Annotated in this window: 14 protein-coding genes; 5 read left to right on the top strand and 9 right to left on the bottom strand. The window is 64.5% G+C overall.

All coding sequences use genetic code 11. The features are described 5' to 3' along the window. Window positions 1–12: 12 nt before the first annotated feature. The 5 genes from RR42_RS31315 to oxlT (RR42_RS31335) all read right to left on the bottom strand — a co-directional run bounded on the left by RR42_RS31315 (window position 13) and on the right by oxlT (RR42_RS31335) (window position 6644). Window positions 13–1722 carry an NADH-ubiquinone oxidoreductase-F iron-sulfur binding region domain-containing protein gene (locus RR42_RS31315; RefSeq protein WP_043358267.1) on the bottom strand — a complete coding sequence of 570 codons (1710 nt, stop codon included), beginning with the start codon at window positions 1720–1722 and terminating at the stop codon, window positions 13–15. Window positions 1723–1930: 208 nt separating this feature from the next. Then, window positions 1931–3247: an oxalate/formate MFS antiporter gene (gene oxlT / locus RR42_RS31320; RefSeq protein WP_043355736.1), complete on the bottom strand. Its 1317-nt coding sequence runs from the start codon at window positions 3245–3247 to the stop codon at window positions 1931–1933. Window positions 3248–3905: 658 nt separating this feature from the next. Beyond that, a complete protein-coding gene (locus tag RR42_RS31325) occupies window positions 3906–4127 on the bottom strand; it encodes a hypothetical protein (RefSeq protein ID WP_043355738.1) in 222 nt (73 codons plus the stop codon). Window positions 4128–4265: 138 nt separating this feature from the next. Next, a complete protein-coding gene (locus RR42_RS31330) occupies window positions 4266–5177 on the bottom strand; it encodes a LysR family transcriptional regulator (RefSeq protein ID WP_043355739.1) in 912 nt (303 codons plus the stop codon). A 126-nt stretch (window positions 5178–5303) separates the two neighbouring features. Continuing rightward, window positions 5304–6644, bottom strand: coding sequence for an oxalate/formate MFS antiporter (gene oxlT / locus RR42_RS31335; protein ID WP_043355741.1), 1341 nt, complete (start codon window positions 6642–6644; stop codon window positions 5304–5306). A 211-nt stretch (window positions 6645–6855) separates the two neighbouring features. Between oxlT (RR42_RS31335) and RR42_RS31340 the strand changes: the two genes are divergently transcribed. From RR42_RS31340 to RR42_RS31350, 3 genes are all read left to right on the top strand, one after another. Further along, window positions 6856–7797 carry a LysR family transcriptional regulator gene (locus RR42_RS31340; protein WP_043355742.1) on the top strand — a complete coding sequence of 314 codons (942 nt, stop codon included), beginning with the start codon at window positions 6856–6858 and terminating at the stop codon, window positions 7795–7797. 115 nt (window positions 7798–7912) lie between these two features. Continuing rightward, a complete protein-coding gene (locus RR42_RS31345; RefSeq protein WP_043355743.1) occupies window positions 7913–8224 on the top strand; it encodes a hypothetical protein in 312 nt (103 codons plus the stop codon). A 129-nt stretch (window positions 8225–8353) separates the two neighbouring features. Beyond that, a complete protein-coding gene (locus RR42_RS31350; RefSeq protein ID WP_236702086.1) occupies window positions 8354–8923 on the top strand; it encodes a cupin domain-containing protein in 570 nt (189 codons plus the stop codon). A 76-nt stretch (window positions 8924–8999) separates the two neighbouring features. Here the strand turns inward: RR42_RS31350 and RR42_RS31355 are convergent, their stop codons facing one another. The 4 genes from RR42_RS31355 to RR42_RS31370 form a co-directional block, all read right to left on the bottom strand. Beyond that, window positions 9000–9773 (bottom strand): fumarylacetoacetate hydrolase family protein, encoded by a 774-nt coding sequence (locus RR42_RS31355; protein WP_043358268.1) that lies wholly within the window; start codon window positions 9771–9773, stop codon window positions 9000–9002. 118 nt (window positions 9774–9891) lie between these two features. Continuing rightward, window positions 9892–12021, bottom strand: a complete 2130-nt coding sequence (locus RR42_RS31360; RefSeq protein ID WP_043355747.1) for an acetate--CoA ligase family protein — start codon at window positions 12019–12021, stop codon at window positions 9892–9894. 130 nt (window positions 12022–12151) lie between these two features. Then, the gene (gene frc, locus RR42_RS31365; protein ID WP_043355749.1) at window positions 12152–13381 is read right to left on the bottom strand and encodes a formyl-CoA transferase; all 1230 of its coding nucleotides are present in this window, start codon (window positions 13379–13381) and stop codon (window positions 12152–12154) included. Window positions 13382–13404: 23 nt separating this feature from the next. Beyond that, window positions 13405–15159, bottom strand: coding sequence for a thiamine pyrophosphate-binding protein (locus RR42_RS31370; RefSeq protein ID WP_043355750.1), 1755 nt, complete (start codon window positions 15157–15159; stop codon window positions 13405–13407). A gap of 466 nt (window positions 15160–15625) precedes the next feature. Between RR42_RS31370 and sucC the strand changes: the two genes are divergently transcribed. Together sucC and sucD are read left to right on the top strand one after the other, a co-directional pair. Further along, window positions 15626–16858 carry an ADP-forming succinate--CoA ligase subunit beta gene (gene sucC / locus RR42_RS31375; protein WP_043358269.1) on the top strand — a complete coding sequence of 411 codons (1233 nt, stop codon included), beginning with the start codon at window positions 15626–15628 and terminating at the stop codon, window positions 16856–16858. A 1-nt stretch (window position 16859) separates the two neighbouring features. Next, entirely contained in the window at window positions 16860–17744 is an 885-nt protein-coding gene (gene sucD, locus RR42_RS31380) for a succinate--CoA ligase subunit alpha (protein ID WP_043355751.1), read from the top strand. Window positions 17745–17752: the final 8 nt, after the last annotated feature.

A 17752-nucleotide genomic window follows, 5' to 3' on the forward strand; every position in this document is an offset into this window, starting at 1 on the left:
CGCCCTCGCTTATCAGGCCAGTTCCTGGGGAAAATACTTGATCACGCAATCCACCGGGTTGGGCGCCGCCTGCCCCAACCCGCAGATCGACGCATCCCGCATCACCGCAGACAAGTCCGCCAGCGCGGCCAGGTCCCATTTCGGCTGTGCGATCACATCCAGCGCCTTGGCCGTGCCCACACGGCATGGTGTGCACTGTCCGCAGGATTCATGCTTGAAGAAGTGCATCAGGTTGCGCGCCACGGCCACCGCACTGTCCTGCTCTGAAAACACCACGATGGCGGCTGATCCGATAAAGCAACCGTAGGGCTGCAGCGTATCGAAATCCAGCGGAATATCGCCCAGGGACGCCGGCAGGATGCCGCCCGAGGCGCCGCCCGGCAGGTAGCCATAAAAGCAATGGCCGTCCTGCATGCCACCGCAGTATTCCTCGATCAGCTCACTCACGGTGATCCCCGCTGGCGCCACGTGCACGCCGGGCAGTTTCACGCGCCCCGACACCGAGAACGAGCGCAGCCCGTGCCGGCCATGGCGTCCCTGCGCGGCGAACCAGCCCGCGCCTTTTTCAAGGATCTCGCGGACCCAGTAAAGGGTCTCGAAATTGTGCTCCAGCGTGGGCCGGCCGAACAAGCCGACCTGCGCCACATAGGGCGGACGCAGCCTGGGCATGCCGCGCTTGCCTTCGATCGATTCGATCATGGCAGACTCTTCGCCGCAGATATACGCGCCGGCGCCACGCCGCAGCTGGATCTGCGGCATGTCCGGGATCGGCGGCTCGGCCTGCAGCCGGCGCAGCGCTTGGCCAAGCACGGCACGGCAGCCTGCGTATTCGTCGCGCAGGTAGATGTAGATGGCGCTGACCTGGGTCACCGCGGCGGCGATCAGCATGCCTTCCAGGAAGCGATGCGGGTCGCGCTCAAGGTAGACGCGGTCCTTGAAGGTACCGGGCTCGCCCTCATCCAGGTTGACCGCCATCAGGCGCGGGGCCGGCTCCGCCATCACGATCCGCCATTTGCGCCCGGTGGGGAAACCCGCGCCACCCAGCCCGCGCAAGCCGGAATCCTCCATTGTGCGCAGCAATGATTCGGAATCATGCTCCCCCGAGGCCACTGCGCGCAGCAACTGATACCCACCTTGCGCGCGATAGTCGTCATAGCCCAGATGGGCTTCGGGCGCGTGATGCACGGCGCGCGCAGCCACCGTGTCCGCAATGGTCTGCGCACTCGCAAAATCCACCGGGTTCTGCCCGACCAGCGCGGCGGGCGCGCGCTCGCAGCGGCCGATGCAGGGCGCCGCCACCACCTTGACTTCGCTGCCCAGCAGGGCCGGCAGCCGGGCGAGCAGGTCGCGCCCCCCGCCCAGCTCGCAGGCGATGCCTTCACACACGCGCACCGTCACGGCGGCCGGCGGCCGGATGACGCCATCTCCATCCTCGCGCACTACATCGAAATGATGATAGAAAGTGGCGACTTCATAGACCTCCGCCATCGACAGCCCCATCTCTTGCGCCAGCGCCACCAGGTGCGGGATCGCCAGCTGGCCGAAGCGATCATTGATGGCATGCAGGTGCTCGATCAGCAGGTCACGCCGGCGCGGTGCGTCGCCCAGGGCTGCCTGGACTTCGGCCAAGGCTGCCGGGTCGGGCTGCCTCCCCTTGGGCTGGCGGCGCTTGCGCGCCTTGCCGATATCCTGGACCGCGATGGGAATGACGACCTGGTTCATGGCAATCTCGAAAAGCAGTCTCTTGGGGGTGCCAAATGGCAACGGGGCAAGCGCTACACGTGCTTGCCCGCCGCTCCGGTTTTATCTTGCACTGCACGCGGCTCCCGCTACCCGCAGCGGGAGCCGCGGGAGGGTTTTCGCTTTCGCCTTCGATCATATCCCTAATCCCGCGGCGCATTGACCGCACCGACCCACGCCGGCAACCCCCTCAGGTCAGGTCCTCCGGCACCGCGCGATATCCCATCGGCGCGCTGGTGTTGGCATGCACATATTTCTTGGCGTGGGCTTCGCGCATTGGCTTGAGCACGAACAGGGCCAGGAAGGCGGACAGCGCCGCCATGCCCGAGGCAAGCATGAAGACCGCGTGCCAGTCGCCGGTGGCGGCGGTGATGACGCTGGAGAACGGCACCAGCAGCGCAGCCGTGCCCTTGGCGGTGTACAACAGGCCAGCATTGGTGGCGGCAAACCTGGGCCCGAAGGTGTCGCCGCAGGTTGCCGGGAACAGGCTGTAGATCTCCCCCCAGGCGAAGAACACGATACCGGTCAGCACCACGAAAGCGATGGGATCCTGCCCGTACTTAGCCAGCAGCAGAATGCCCACCGCCTCGATCGCAAAGGCCAGGAACATCGTGTTCTCACGGCCAATGTTGTCCGAGATCCAGCCAAAGAAGGGACGCGTCAGCCCATTGAGCACGCGGTCGATGGTGAGGGCGAAAGTCAGTGCGGGCAACGTCAGGCCGAGCAGCGAAACCGGCACGCCATCGAGGCCGAAATCCTTGGCGATCGGGCCCAGTTGGGCGGTCGCCATCAGGCCGCCGGCCGCCATCATCACGAACATCGCGTACATCACCCAGAAGATCGGCGAGGACAGGACCTGGCGCGGCGAGGCATTGTAGGCAGCCGTCTTGACCGCGGACGTGACCTGGTTCAGCACCTTGGCCGAAGGGGGATAGAGCGCCATGCCCAGGAAGAAGACAATCAGGCCCTGGCCCAGGCCGAACCACAGGAACGTGGCCTCGTAGCCGCTGGCCTTGATCATGTTGGCAATCGGCACCACGGTCAGCGCGGAGCCCGCGCCAAAGCCGGCGGCGGTGATGCCTGCCGCCAGCCCGCGCCGGTTGGGGAACCACTTCAACGCATTGCCCACGCAGGTGCCATACACCGCGCCCGCCCCCACCCCGCCCACGGCTGCCGCGAAATAAAGCATCGGCAGCGACGCGGCCACGGAGTTCAAGGCCCAGGCAATCGCACACAGCAGGCCGCCACCCACCACGACCGGACGCGGGCCGTACTTGTCCACGAGGTAGCCCTCGATCGGCACCAGCCAGGTTTCCGTAACAACGAAGATGGTGAACGCCACCTGGATCGCCGTGCGGCCCCAGTGGTACTTGTCATCGATCGGGTTGACGAACAGTGTCCAGCCGTATTGCATGTTGGCGATCATCGCCATGCAGATCACGCCAAATACGAGTTGAACCCAGGGTGAGGCAAAGCGTGACTCGGGCGCGTTTTGCTGATGCTCCATGGTGTCTCCTTATGGCGGGCGGGGCCGCCTTATGTGGAAAGGGCGTCTTCGGACACCTCTTTTGGGACGGCACCGCTTGTGCTGCATCCCAGATACTGCGGTCGTTTCAGTGCTATACAGTATGTGATATATCAATATAGTCAAGACGCTTTTAGCCCACTTGGCGGACCATGAAACTACCCGGAAATGGCGATGGCAATGCACCGGAAAGCGGCATGAAGGTTACTCGTGCGCCACGCGCATCAAAGTGGGCGAGCGGCGCAAGCCGGCTTGCTGAAGGATCAATGACTTAGGGGTTTTACGCCGCATCAATGGCGCGCGTGGACAAGCGGTTATGGGGCACGACAAGTTGGTGCGGGGACCTGGCCGGCGCGGCGCCGCAAAGTCCATCCTCGGGAAAGTCCCTAGATAAAGTCAGGCAGACCGGCGCATCAATGTACTGAATGTCTGGCCCTTCAGGACAGAAGAGCGGAGGGAGCGAACAAGGAGCTTGCGATCCGCGCAACGGCGAAAAGGTGCCCTGGAAGGCTCTATGCAAGCGAACCCTGCAATCAAACCAAGGGAATCTGGCGGAGGAATCTGGCGGGACAAGGCCCCCGCTCCAGCGCAGCGGCAGCGATTGGCGGCCAGGTGGCCCGCCAATCGCACCACGCGAGCATCAGGCGCGGGCCAGTTTGGGTCGCGCGCTCACGCCGGACGGAGTCGGGCTGGCGCGGCCGATGCCGGCAGTTTCCTGCGAAGCGCCAAGGCCAGCAAAGCGTCCATGCTCCTGGGCGCGGGCCAGCACAGGGGTCGGCACGCGGGTAGCAATCAGGAAGGTAACGCCGACGCCGAGGGCAATCAGACCAAAGGCAAGACCGAGAAGAAGAGCGCTGTCCATCAGAAAACTCCGCTAGGGATGGTGAGTAGGAGTTTTCATTATATGCTGCGGCGCACTATGTGTAAATATCCTGTATGTAATATATCACAAGATTTTTGGCGCTAACGCAACAGCCTTTCGCAACACCCTTCCCCTGCCCTACCCTACGCGCGCCAGTAACGTCTGCTCATGTTCCATGCCTCGCAGCACATCCCAGACGGCAGCGGCATTGGGCTTGAGCGACCGGCTCTTGCGCCGTACCAGCATCACCGAGGACGTGACCTGTGGGCGCAATGGCCGCATGACGGCAGCCGGGCCCAGCCCGGCCACCTGGGCGCGCGATGGCACGATGCCGATGCCCAGCCCCAGCGCCACCATGCCGAAGATCGCAGCAAAGTGGCCAAGCACCTGCAGCGAGCCGGCGCGCACGTGATACACGCCAAAGGCCTGTTCCACGGCCGGCTGGATGCCCGAATATTGGTCGAGCATCAGCACGTTGGCATCGTTGAGGTCGCCCCACCCTACCGTCTCGCGCGTAGCCAGCGGATGCTGCGATGGCAGCACGGCATGGAACGGATCGACGCACAGGCCCTCGCAGTAGAGATCGTCCCCGGCCTGCGGGTTCGTGGCGATGCCGAAGTCCACCTCGCCGCTGCGCACGCACTGCAGCACGGCCTCATGCGAGCGGTCCTTCAGGCTGATGCCGATGCCCGGCCAGGCCGCACGGCAACCCGCGAGCCAGCCCGGCAGCGACATCGACGACAGCACCGGATCGGACGCGATCTGCACCGCGCCCTGGCACGGCCTGGCGGCGCCCTGGCTCTCGCGCAGCGTCTGCTCGACTTCCTCGATCAAGTGGCAGATGCGCTGCGACAGGTGCTCGCCGGCGTCGGTAAGCTCGACCTGGCGCGTGGTTCGGTCAAACAGCCGCTGGTCGATCTCGTCCTCCAGCTCGCGCACGCTGCGGCTGATGGCGGACTGCGTCAGCCCGAGCTCAGCCGCGGCGCGGGTAAAGCTCTTCTGTCGCGCGACAGCCGCGAAGGCCTTGAGCTGGGGAAGCGAAATATTCATGATCACCCCTCCTGTATGCACTGAGCATTGGGCGCGCAGAGCGCGCTTTGCCATGCCCCGCGCTGCGCATCGTGATAGACGCCGGGCCCGGATTCGCGTCACGCGAGTCCGGGCCCGGCTGGTGATTCAGTCGATCTTGCGGGCGGAGAGTCCCGCCAGGTACGCCGCGGGATCGGTCGCCGGTACCAGGGCCTCGGCATGCCCGGTGATAAACCGTCGTCGCATCGGGGCCAGCACGAACCTGGCGGACAAACCAGCCGCGATGGTCACGATCGCCGCCACCGTAAAGACGGCATCCCACCCGCCACGCGCCGACAGGATCGAGGCCAGTGGCACCAGCATCGCCGCCGTGCCCTTGGCCGTGTACAGCGTGCCGGCATTGGCCGCGGCGAACTTGCTGCCGAAGGTATCGGCGCACAGCGCGGGAAAGATCGAGAAAATCTCGCCCCAGAACAGAAACGTCAGCGCCGCGAACGTCATGAACAGATAAGGGTTATGCCCGAACTCCATCAGGCCGAGCAGCGACAGTCCCTCGCCAATGAAGATAAAGAACATGGTGTTCTCCCGACCGATGCGGTCCGAGATAAAGCCGCACAGCGGTCGCGTAAAGCCATTGCACAAGTTGTCGATCGACAGCGTCATGGTGAGCAGCGGCAGCGTGAACCCCAGCATCGTCACCGGCATCGACGCGAAGCCGAAGTCCCGTGCAATGGGACCCAGTTGCGCAGTGGCCATGATGCCGCCCGCCGCGACCGCCACGAACGAGGCGTAGATGACCCAGAAGACTGGCGTCTTCACCATCCGGCCCGGCGTGAACTCGATGGGATTGGTCAGCACCGCCTTGGCCGCCACGGCGCCCACAGGCGGACGCGGCTTGACCAGCAGCAAGGCCATCAGCAGGATGCAAGCGCCTTGCAGGATGCCGAAGGTGATAAAGGCTTGCTCGTACCCCGAGCGCTGGATCATGTTGGCAATAGGAATCACGGTCAGCGCCGAGCCAGCGCCGAAACCAGCGGCGGTCAGTCCGGCCGCCAGGCCGCGCTTGTCCGGAAACCACTTGAGCGCGTTGCCAACGCAGGTGCCATACACACCGCCGGCACCGATGCCTGCGATCACCGCCGCCAGGTAGAGCTGCGGCAGGCTGGTCGCGTGCGCATTGATGACCCAGGCCAGCCCCGCGCACACCGCGCCGCATGCCACTACCGGGCGCGGCCCGATCTTGTCGACCAACCAGCCTTCAAGCGGCACCAGCCAGGTCTCGGTCACGATGAAAATGGAAAAAGCTACCTGGATGGCCGACTCGCCCCAGTGGTGCTTGGCATTCATCGGGGTCACGAATAATGTCCAGCCATATTGCAGATTGGCTACCAGCCCCATGCAGACCACACCGATCGCCAGCTGGAACCAGCGGTTGTGAAGCCAGCTCGGACGGCTTGCGGCCATTGCCGCCGATTTGTCGTGCGCCATGTCGTGTCTCCTGCATAGTGCGTGCGCGCTCTGTGGCGCGACGGGTAGGCTTCTCCGGGAGGGGGAGCCCTTGGTCACTACTTGATTGAGCGCGCCTGACATTGCGGCACGTGCATCCGTGGACTGATGCTAGTTCAAACTAAGTTCGGCACGGCATAAAGTTTTTTATTATGATCATTCACGATCCTCTATACATGGGACGGACGAGTGCATGAAGAACGCCACGCTGCGCCAGTTGAAGGTTTTCGAGACGGTCGCCCGGCACCTGAGCTTCTCCCGCGCGGCGGAGGAGCTGCACCTGACGCAGCCCGCCGTCTCGACGCAGGTGCGCCAGCTCGAGGGCCATGTTGGCCTGCCGCTATTCGAGCAGCTTGGCAAGAAGATCTACCTGACCCCGGCCGGCGTCGAGATGCTGCACTACAGCCGCAGCATCATGCAGCAATTCCGCGAAGCGGAAGACGCGATGTCGCAGCTCAAGGGCATCTCCGGCGGACGGCTCAATGTGGCCGTGATCAGTGCCGGCGACTACTTCTTCCCACGGCTGCTCGCGGAATTCATGCAGCGCCATGACGGCGTGACGCTCAACCTCGCAGTGCACAATCGCGAGGAATTGCTGCACCAGCTCGCGGGCAATCTGACCGACCTGGCGGTAATGGTGCGCCCTCCCGAAGGCATGGACACCATCAGCGAATCCTTCGCGCCCCATCCTTACGTCATCGTTGCCGCGCCCAACCACCGGCTGGTGGGCGAGCGCAACATCCCGCTGGCAGCGCTGGCCGACGAAGCCTTCGTTGCGCGCGAGAAAGGCTCCGACACCTGGAACTCCATGCAGGAAGGCTTCGCCGGACGCTTGTCCAACCTGCGCATTGCCATGGAGATCAAGAGCACCGAGACCATCAAGCAGGCCGTCATCGCCAACATGGGCATCGCGTTCCTGTCGGCACACACCGTCGGGCTGGAACTGCAGACGGGCAATCTCGCCGTGCTCGATATCGAGGGCTTCCCGGTCATGCTCAACTGGTACGTGGTGCATCGCAAGAACAAGCGCCTGCCACCCGTGGCGCTGGCCTTCAAGCATTTCCTGAGGGAAGAAGGCGCCACCCTGATCCAGCGCATCACCGGCGTGGACAACCTGATAAAGCATAAACGATAATTTATGGTTTATTAGTCTAACTTTAATTATCGTTAATTGATCGGAAAACCTATTCTCGTCTCAGGCCTAGTCTTTTCAGGCCCAACCTTTCACTGAGCGCCCGAGGAGTCCGATCATGAACCAGGTCCAGTTCGAAACCCGCACCAGTTCCCATGCCGACACCGCTGCCAGCGCACCGCGCGGGGTCGACGAATCGCAACTCGCCGCCTACAACGCCGCGTTCACCGAGCTTGGCCTGCGCTTTCGCTGGGACAGCGAGATGTACGCCTGGCTATGCGGCATCGAATGCGAGCACAGCCGCATCGCGCGCTACATCGAGCAGTATCACGCGCACCTGCTCAAGGCCTACGATGCCGGCTTCCTCAGCCGGCTGATCCTCGACAAGAAGGCCGACTACCTGCGTGCCAAGGCGCTCAAGGCCAACTGAGCAACGGCGCCTCCTTCCCCGGCGAGCCTGCCCCATGCACCAAAATCGCGCCGCAAGTGCGTCACCGCACATTTCAGGGATGCCAGGCTCGCTAATGTCTGCCTACCAATCAAAAACAAGGAGGCAGCCATGGGGTCACAGACGATGTTCGGCGCCGATGCGCCGGCCGGCACGCTCGCGCAACAGCGCGAAGGGGCTTTCGCCAGCACCGGCGATTTGCCGATGCAGAATTGCCCGATCGAACCCACCTGGATCCGCAGCGGGGCCCCGCAATCACGCGCGGCGCAGCATTCCCGTGCGATTGACGGCCTGGCGTCCACCAATGTGTGGGAGTGCACGGGTGGCACGTTCGAGTGGTACTACGACTGGGAGGAGACCGTGCTGATTCTGGAAGGCCAGGTCAGGGTAACCAGCGCCACCGGGCGCGTGCATGTGCTGCGGGCCGGCGACATCGGCTATTTCCCTGCCAACACGACCTGGCTCTGGGAGGTCGATGGCTATGTGCGCAAGGTAGCGTTCTGCCGCAAGCAGGTCCCGGTCACGTTGCGCTTCGCCACCCGCGTGCTGGCACGGCTGAACGTCACCAACCGCGCTGGCGAGGCCTGCGGTGCCGCCACGGCTGCCCTGCGCCGCGCGATGGCGCGGATTGGCCTGCGCGATACGTCCGCCCTCACCCTGCTGATGACGCTGCCGCTCTGACGCGGAACAGGGCGAGCGCCGGTGAGTACCGGCGCTTGCCTTGTTCCTTGCCGGATGCCAGCGCCCGGGCTATCGACTATCCGCGCATGTGGTTGACCAGCGATCCGATGCCCTCGATCGTGACCTCCACCACGGCGCCATCCTTCATTGAGCCAGCGCCGACCGACGTGCCGCAGGCAATCACATCGCCTGGCATCAGCGTGAGATCCTGCGAGATCAGGCTGACCTGCTGCTCGGGCGAGAAAATCAGGTCGGACAGCGGATAGTTCTGCCGCTGCGCGCCGTCCAGCCGCGTCACCACGCTGGCGGCGCGCCAGTCGAGCTCCGTGACGATCACCGGGCCCAGGCAGCCGAAGGTGTCGAAGCCCTTGGCACGGCACCACTGCGGGAAACTCGGATCCTGCGCGATCAGCTCGCCGGCGGTGACATCGTTGACCACGGTGTAGCCGAAGATATGCGCCGCGGCATCGTCCGGCGCCACGTTGCGGCATCGGCGGCCGATCACGATGCCCAGCTCGCCCTCGTAGACGACCTTGCCGCTGTAGCTGCGGGGCCGCAGGATGGCATCTCCCGGCCCCGCCAGCGAACTCGCCGGCTTGATCAGGAATAGCGGATGCGCCGGCACCGGTTTTTCCAGTTTGCGCGCCAGCGCATGAAAGTTGTTCCACAGCGCCACGATCTTGCCCGGCTCGCACGGGCTCAGCAGCCGCAGTCCCTCGCGCGGCAAGGTCGCGCCGGTGGGCTGCGGCCGCGCGTGGCCCGGTCCGTCGTACTCGATGACATGATCGCCCTCGATCCGGCCAAAGCCGACCTCGCCGTCACCGGTCTGGAAGCGAATCCACGTTTGCATCGCAAACTCCTTGGGCGAGAACGGCAAACTGCCCGTTTCCGCGCTTGTGCCGCATTGTCGAGAAACGGACCCGCGCCTGCGTACATGGCGGGCCCGGTTTTACCGCGTGGCGTTCAGGTCAGATCTTGCCTGCGCCGCGGGCCCACTTGTACTTGGCCCCCAGCACCGCGACCGGGATCTCGGTCGAGTACGCGTAGGACGGCACGCCGTGCTCGTACAGGTATTCGGCAGCCTCCTCCACCTGCACGTCGCCCGCCAGCGAAGCCACGATGGGCTTGTCGATGCCGCGTGCCGCCATCTCCTCCTTCACCTCCACCACCAGCTTGGCAAACACCATCGGCGGCGTGATGATAGTGTGCCAGTAGCCCAGGATGATGGCGTGGATACGCGGATCCTCCATGCCCAGCCGCAGGGTGTTCTTGTATGTGGTGGGCGGCTCGCCGCCGGTAATATCGACCGGATTGCCCGCCGCGCCAAAGGGCGGGATGAACTTGCGGAACGCCGCGTCGAGATCATCCGGCATGGTCATCAGCGACAGGTTGTTGTCCACGCAAGCATCCGACAGCAACACGCCCGAGCCGCCGGCGCCGGTGATGATCACCACGTTCTCACCCTTGGGCGTGGGCAGCTTGGGCATGCCGCGTGCGAACTCCAGCAGATCGCGCAGCGAGCGCGCGCGGATCACGCCGCACTGCTTGAACACGTCATCGTAGATCTTGTCGTTGCCGGCCAGCGCGCCCGTGTGCGAACTGGCGGCGCGTGCGCCCATGCTGGTGCGCCCGGCCTTGAGCACGACCACCGGCTTTTTCTTCGAGACCCGTTTCGCCGCTTCGGCAAAGGCGCGGCCGTCCTTCAGATCCTCGCAGTGCTGGGCGATGATCTCGGTGTTGTCGTCCTGCTCGAAGAACGTCAGCAGATCGTCTTCATCGATATCCGACTTGTTGCCCAGCCCGACGATGGCCGACACGCCCATCTTGGCCGAGCGCGAAAATCCGATGATGGCCATGCCGATGCCGCCGGACTGCGACGACAGCGCGGCCTTTCCCTTGACGTCATACGGCGTGCAGAAGGTCGCGCACAGGTTCTTGGGCGTGTAGTAGAAGCCGTAGATATTCGGCCCCATCAAGCGAATATCGTGCTTGCGCGCGATGGCGACGATCTCCTCCTGCCCGTCCACATTGCCCGTCTCGGCAAACCCGGAGGGAATCAGCACCGCACCCGGAATATGCTTCTTGCCCACCTCTTCCAGCGCCCCGGCCACCAGCTTGGCGGGAATGGCGAAGACCGCCACATCCACCTCGCCCGGCACATCGAGCACGCTCTTGTAGGCGCTCATGCCCATGATCTCGCCGCCCTTGGGGTGGATCGGGTAGATCTTGCCCTGGTAGCCACCGTTGATCAGGTTCTTCATCACCGAGTTGCCGATCTTGCCGTCCTCGTTCGAGGCGCCGATCACGGCTACCGAATCGGGACGCATGATGCGGTTCATCTGTCGGACGATGTCCTCCTGGCTGGGGCGATAGCGCGCCGGCTGCGGCGCGAAATCCACCACGATGCGCACGTCCGCGGCGATGGCGCCGTCCTTGCTGGCAAACACCGGGTTGAGGTCAAGCTCCGAGATTTCCGGGAAATCGCTCACCAGCTCGGAGACCCGCTGGACCATGCCGGCCAGCGCCTCGCGATTGGCCGGATCGGCGCCGCGCACGCCCTTGAGCACATCGGCGGCGGCAATGCCATCGAGCATCGACAGCGCATCCTCCTGGCTGGCCGGAGCCATGCGGAATGTGATGTCTTTGAGCACTTCCACCAGCACGCCGCCGAGGCCAAAGGCCACCAGCTTGCCGAACGACGGATCGGTGACCGCGCCAATGATCACCTCCTGCCCGCCGGCAATCATCTGCTGCACCTGCACGCCGACGATGTTGGCCTTGGCGTCGTACTTCTTCGCGTTCTCGATGATGCTCAGGTAACCGCTCTCCACATCCGCCGCGTTCCTCAGGCCCACCAGTACCCCACCCGCCTCGGTCTTGTGCAGGATGTCGGGCGACACGATCTTGAGCACCACCGGGTAGCCCATCTTGTCCGCCAGCTCGACCGCACCGGTGGGTGACTTCGCCACGCCCTCGCCCGGCACCGAGATGCCATAGGCGTCGCACACCAGCTTGCCCTCGGGCGCCGTCAGTGCATTGCGGCCTTCTTCCTTCACGGCGGCGAGGATCTTGCGCACCGCGTCCTTGTTGTGTGCCATGTCAGGTCTCCATCTGTTCATGGATTGCATAGGGATGAGCCGGTCCGCGCCCTCGCGTGAAACGCGAGGGCGGGCGGCTCGTGAACTCAGTTCGGGAGGTGCTTGAAGTAATGCAGGGACGCCCGGGGCGTCAGACCGCCCCTGCGGCGCGCAAGGCTGCGATCTGCGAAGGCGTGCGCCCCAGCCAGTCGAGGATTTCCTCGGTATGCTCGCCCAGCAGCGGCGAGCGCTCCACCTCCACCGGCGACGCCGACAGGGTAATCGGGCATCCCAGCTGCACGTACTGGCCGCGCTCCGGGTGATCCAGCTCCACCAGGTAGCCGCGCTCGTACATCGACTTATCCTCGATCAGGTCTTTCATCGACAGGATCGGGCCGCATGGCACATCGACCTCGTTGAGCGCCTCCATCACCTCGAACTTGGTGCGCGTGCGCGTCCATTTCTCGATGATGGAGAAGCACTCTTCCAGGCATTTGAGGCGGGCTTCCGGCGTCGCGAACTGCGCATGCGTGATCAGGTCCTCCCTGCCGCACAGGCGCATCAGCGGCTCCCAGCCTTGCGGCTGGACGATCACGTAGACGTAGTCGTTGGCCCCGCCCGGGGCACAGCGCAGCGCGGCGCCGGGCTGGCCACCGCCCGACGCATTGCCGGCGCGCGGCACGAAATCGTCGAACGCCTGGCTGGGATACTCGCGCATCGGGCCGGCGGCCAGGCGCTGCTGGTCGCGCAGCTTGACCCGGCACAGGTTCAGCACCGAATCCTGCATCGCCACTTCCACCCGTTGGCCGCGCCCGGAATGCTCGCGATGCAGCAGCGCGGCAAGGATGCCCACCACGCAGTGGATGCCCGTGCCGGAGTCACCGATCTGCGCACCAGTGACGGTGGGTGGGCCCTCGCTGAAACCCGTGGTGCTGGCCGAGCCGCCCATGCACTGGGCTACGTTCTCATACGCCTTGCAATCCGCGTACGGTCCCGGGCCGAAGCCCTTGATCGATGCATAGATCAGGCGCGGGTTGAGCGTGCGCAGACGGTCCCAGTCGAAGCCGGCGCGGTCCAGCACGCCGGGGCCGAAGTTCTCCACCAGCACGTCGCAGCGCTGCACCAGATCCTCCAGCAGCGCTTTGCCTTCCGGCGTCTTCATATTGAGCGTCAGGCTGCGCTTGTTGGAGTTGAGCATCGTGAAGTAGAGGCTGTCGGCGTTGGGCACGTCGCGCAGCTGGCTGCGCGTGATGTCACCGCGCCCCGGCAATTCCACCTTGATCACATCGGCCCCCAGCCATGCCATCAGCTGGGTGGCCGAAGGGCCGGCCTGCACATGGGTCATGTCCAGGATCCGCACGCCTTCGAGAGCCTTGTTCATGGTCTTGTCTCCTCGCACCGGGGTTACTTGTACATGGTCTGGTTCTTGGTGCCCGGCGCGTACTCGCGCGGATCCACCCAGATATTGATCACGGCCGATTTGCCGGTACGCTGGACCGCCTCGCGCCCGCGCTGCAGCGCGCCGGCGATCTTGCCCGGGTCGCGCACTTCCTCGCCGTAGCCGCCGAGCATTTCGGCGAATTTGGAGAACGGCACGTCCGACAGCAGGTTGCCCACGTTGCCGCGCGCCTCGCCGTACTTGGCAAGCTGGCCGTAGCGGATCTGGTTCATTGCCGAGTTGTTGCCGATCACCGCCAGGTAGGGCACGCCGAAACGGTTGGCGGTTTCCATGTCGAAGGCCGTCATGCCGAAGGAGCCGTCACCGTAGTAACAGAGGATCTCCTTGTTCGGGTTGGCAAGGCCGGCGGCGATGGCAAAGCCGGTGCCGACGCCCAGCGAGCCCAGCGCGCCCGGGTCCATCCACTGGCCGGGACGGCGCGGACGCACCGCCTGCGCGGAGATGGTCACCACGTCACCGCCGTCGCCGATGTACACGGTGTCCTCCGAGAGGAACTCGTTGAGTTCATACGCCACGCGGTACGGATGGATCGGCGTGTTTTCCGAGCGGAACAGCGGCATCAGCTTCTCGGCCGCCACGGCCTCGGCTTCGGTCAACTGGCCCATCCATTTCTGGCGTGCCTGGCGCTTGTCGTTCTTGATGCGCCCGCTGGCAGCCTGCAGCACAGCGCCGAGGATGGCTCCGGGGTCGCCCACCAGGCCAAGATCGATCTCACGGTTCTTGCCGACCGTGCGGTAGTCCATGTCGATCTGCACCAGCGTCAGCTCCTTGCTGATGCGCTTGCCGTAGCCCATGCGGAAGTCGAACGGCGTGCCCACGATGATCAGCACGTCAGCGTTGGCGAAAGCCTGCGTACGGGTGCGGTCGAAGTGATGCGGATCGCCCGGCGGCAGCAGGCCGCGGCTGGCGCCGTTGAAATAGCCGGGAATATCCAGGCCCTTGAGCAGCGCGATAGCCTCTTCATGACCGCGCGCGGTCCAGACCTGCTGGCCGTAGAGGATGGCCGGGCGCTCGGCATTGACCAGGATGTCGGCCAGGCGCTCGATATCCCTCGGGTCGCCGATGGATCGGGTGGAGGCGCGATAGTGGCCGGGGCGCGGAATCACCGCACGCGATACATCGACTTCGCGGTCGAGCACGTCACGCGGGATTTCCAGGTAGGCCGGGCCGGGCGCACCGTTGAAGCACTCTCGCGCCGCCATAGAGATCATGTCCGCCACCCGCTCGGTGCTGGGGATGGTGGCGGCAAACTTGGTGATGGCCGACATCATGTCCACGTGTGGCAGGTCTTGCAGCGAGCCCATCTTGTGCTGCGACAGCGCGCCTTGTCCGCCAATATGGATGATCGGGCTCTCCGAGCGGAAAGCCGTCGCCACCCCGGTCACGGCATTGGTGCAGCCCGGGCCGGCGGTGGTCACCACACAGCCCAGCTTGCCGGTCTGGCGGGCATAGCCGTCCGCCGCGTGCGCGGCAACCTGCTCATGGCGCACATCGATGATGCGGATGCCCTCGTCCACGCAGCCGTCGTAGATATCGATGATGTGGCCGCCACACAGCGTGAAGATGGTATCGACGCCTTCGTTCTTCAGGGCCCGCGCTACCAGGTGGCCGCCGGAAATCACACCGGCATCGCGGGTTTTCTGCTTCAGGGTGTCTTCGGCCGTGGTGGATTCAGGCCGCGTGGGTGCGACTGCAGACATGTCTTGGTCTCCTCGTTGACTGGGTTGCGACAGGCTGTGACCCGGACCTGGTCCGTTGTCACGACATCCTTTCGCCCTTTGCCGCTTGGCTGCCTGGCCGATGCCTGCCCTGCTTGTCACCTGGCCCTGCGACGCTATCGATCCTTTTCTCCGGATCTTGATGACATACGGTATGTGATATATCAACGAAGCTCAAGGAAAATTTCGGTCTTGAGGGAAGTGTTTCGACGACGCGATGCAGCAATTAAGCCAAAAAATGATGATGAATAAGCGAAATTGCTGAGTTCGTGCGCATTCATTCCGATTCCTCACAGGTTGAATCCGCTCACCGCCTCACACCGCCCCTTCAGGGGAAAATGGCCTTGTTTATCTTTGATATATTACATACCATATTTCACGGTGCGTCTTGCTGGACCATCCGGTTCCGCGGCTCGCCGGCACGCGCACTATCGAGAGCGAGGAGACTGTGAACATTCACGAATATCAGGCCAAGGAATTGCTCAGGCGCTTCGACGTCGCCGTACCACGCGGCGCGGTCGCCTTTACCCCCGAGGAAGCCGCCAGCGCGGCGCGCAAGATCGGCGGATCAACATGGGTGGTGAAGTCCCAGATCCATGCCGGTGGCCGCGGTGCCGGCCGCTTTGCCGGCGACCCCGACGGCGAGGGCGGCGTACGCGTGGTGAAGTCCGTCGACGCGGTGCGTGCGCAAGCCGAGCAGATGCTAGGCAAAGTGCTCGTCACCAAGCAGACCGGAGAGGCCGGGCGCGAGGTAAAGCGCCTATATGTGGAGGAAGGCTGCGAAATTGCCCGCGAGCTATACCTGGGCATGCTGATCGACCGCGCCACCTCCCGCATCACGCTGATGGCCTCGACCGAAGGCGGCATGGAGATCGAGGAAGTGGCCGCCCGCACGCCGGAGAAGATCCTGAAGGTTGCAATCGACCCGGCCAGCGGCATCCAGCCCTTCCATGCGCGCCGCCTGGCCTTTGGGCTGGGGCTCACCGGCAAGCAGGTAAGCGCGGCCTCGCGCTTCATCTTGTCCGCCTATCGCGCCTTTGCCGAACTGGACGCCTCGGTCGTGGAAATCAACCCGCTGGTCGTCACGCGCGCGGGCGACGTGATCGCGCTCGACGCCAAGTTCAATTTTGACGACAACGCGCTGTACCGCCATCCGGATATCGAATCCCTGCGCGACGAGACCGAGGAAGATCCCGCCGAGGCGGCAGCCGGACGCCACGGGCTGAACTACGTCAAGCTCGACGGCAGCATCGGCTGCATGGTCAACGGTGCCGGGCTGGCAATGGCCACCATGGACATCATCAAGCTCTATGGCGGCGAGCCGGCCAACTTCCTCGACGTGGGTGGCGGCGCCACCAAGGAGCGCGTGACGGCGGCCTTCCGCCTGATCCTGGACGACCCCAAGGTCAACGGCATCCTGGTGAACATCTTCGGCGGCATCATGCGCTGCGACGTGATCGCCGAAGGCGTGGTGGCCGCCGCGCGCGAGATCGACCTCACGGTGCCGCTGGTGGTCCGGCTAGAAGGCACCAACGTGGAACTCGGCAAGGCCATCCTGCGCGACTCGGGCCTGCCGATCCTGTCGGCCGATCATCTTGCCGACGCTGCCGAAAAAGTGGTCAAGGCGGTAAAGGCGATAAAGGCCGCGCAAGGTCACGTTCAAATACAGGGAGAGCATTGACATGGCCGTACTGATCCATCACGACACCAAGGTGATCTGCCAGGGCTTTACCGGCGTGCAAGGCACCTTTCACTCCGAGCAAGCGGTGGCCTATGGCACATGCATGGTCGGCGGGGTGACGCCCGGCAAGGGTGGCGAGACGCACCTGGGGCTGCCGGTGTTCGACACCGTGGCCGCAGCGGTAGCGCGCACCGGCGCCGACGCTTCGGTCATCTATGTGCCGCCACCCTTCGCCGCCGACGCCATCCTGGAAGCCGTGGACGCCGGTATCGGCCTGATCGTGTGCATTACCGAGGGCATCCCGGTGATCGACATGGTGCGGGTCAAGCGCGCGCTCTATGGTTCGGGCAGCCGCCTGGTCGGGCCCAACTGCCCGGGCGTGATCACGCCGGGCCAGTGCAAGATCGGCATCATGCCAGGCCATATCCACCGCCCCGGCAAGATCGGCGTGGTGTCCCGCTCCGGCACCCTCACCTACGAGGCCGTGGCGCAAACCACCGCCGCGGGACTCGGGCAAAGCACCTGCATCGGCATTGGCGGCGATCCCGTCAATGGCACCAGCTTCATCGATTGCCTGGACATGTTCCTGGCCGATGACGACACCGAAGGCATCATCATGATCGGCGAGATCGGCGGCTCGGCGGAAGAAGAAGCGGCTCAGTTCCTGCAGGACGCGCGCAGCGGCGGGCGCGTCAAGCCCGTGGTGGGCTTTATTGCCGGCACGACGGCCCCGCCAGGACGGCGCATGGGACATGCTGGCGCGATCATCTCGGGTGGCATGGGTACAGCCGAGGCCAAGATCGACGCCATGCGCGCTGCCGGGATCCGCATCGCGCGCTCGCCGGCAGAACTCGGCAAGACGATGGTGGAGGCGATGGGAGCGTAGCGGGTGGC

The sequence above is a fragment of the Cupriavidus basilensis genome (assembly GCF_000832305.1).
Classification (GTDB): Bacteria; Pseudomonadota; Gammaproteobacteria; order Burkholderiales; family Burkholderiaceae; genus Cupriavidus; species Cupriavidus basilensis_F.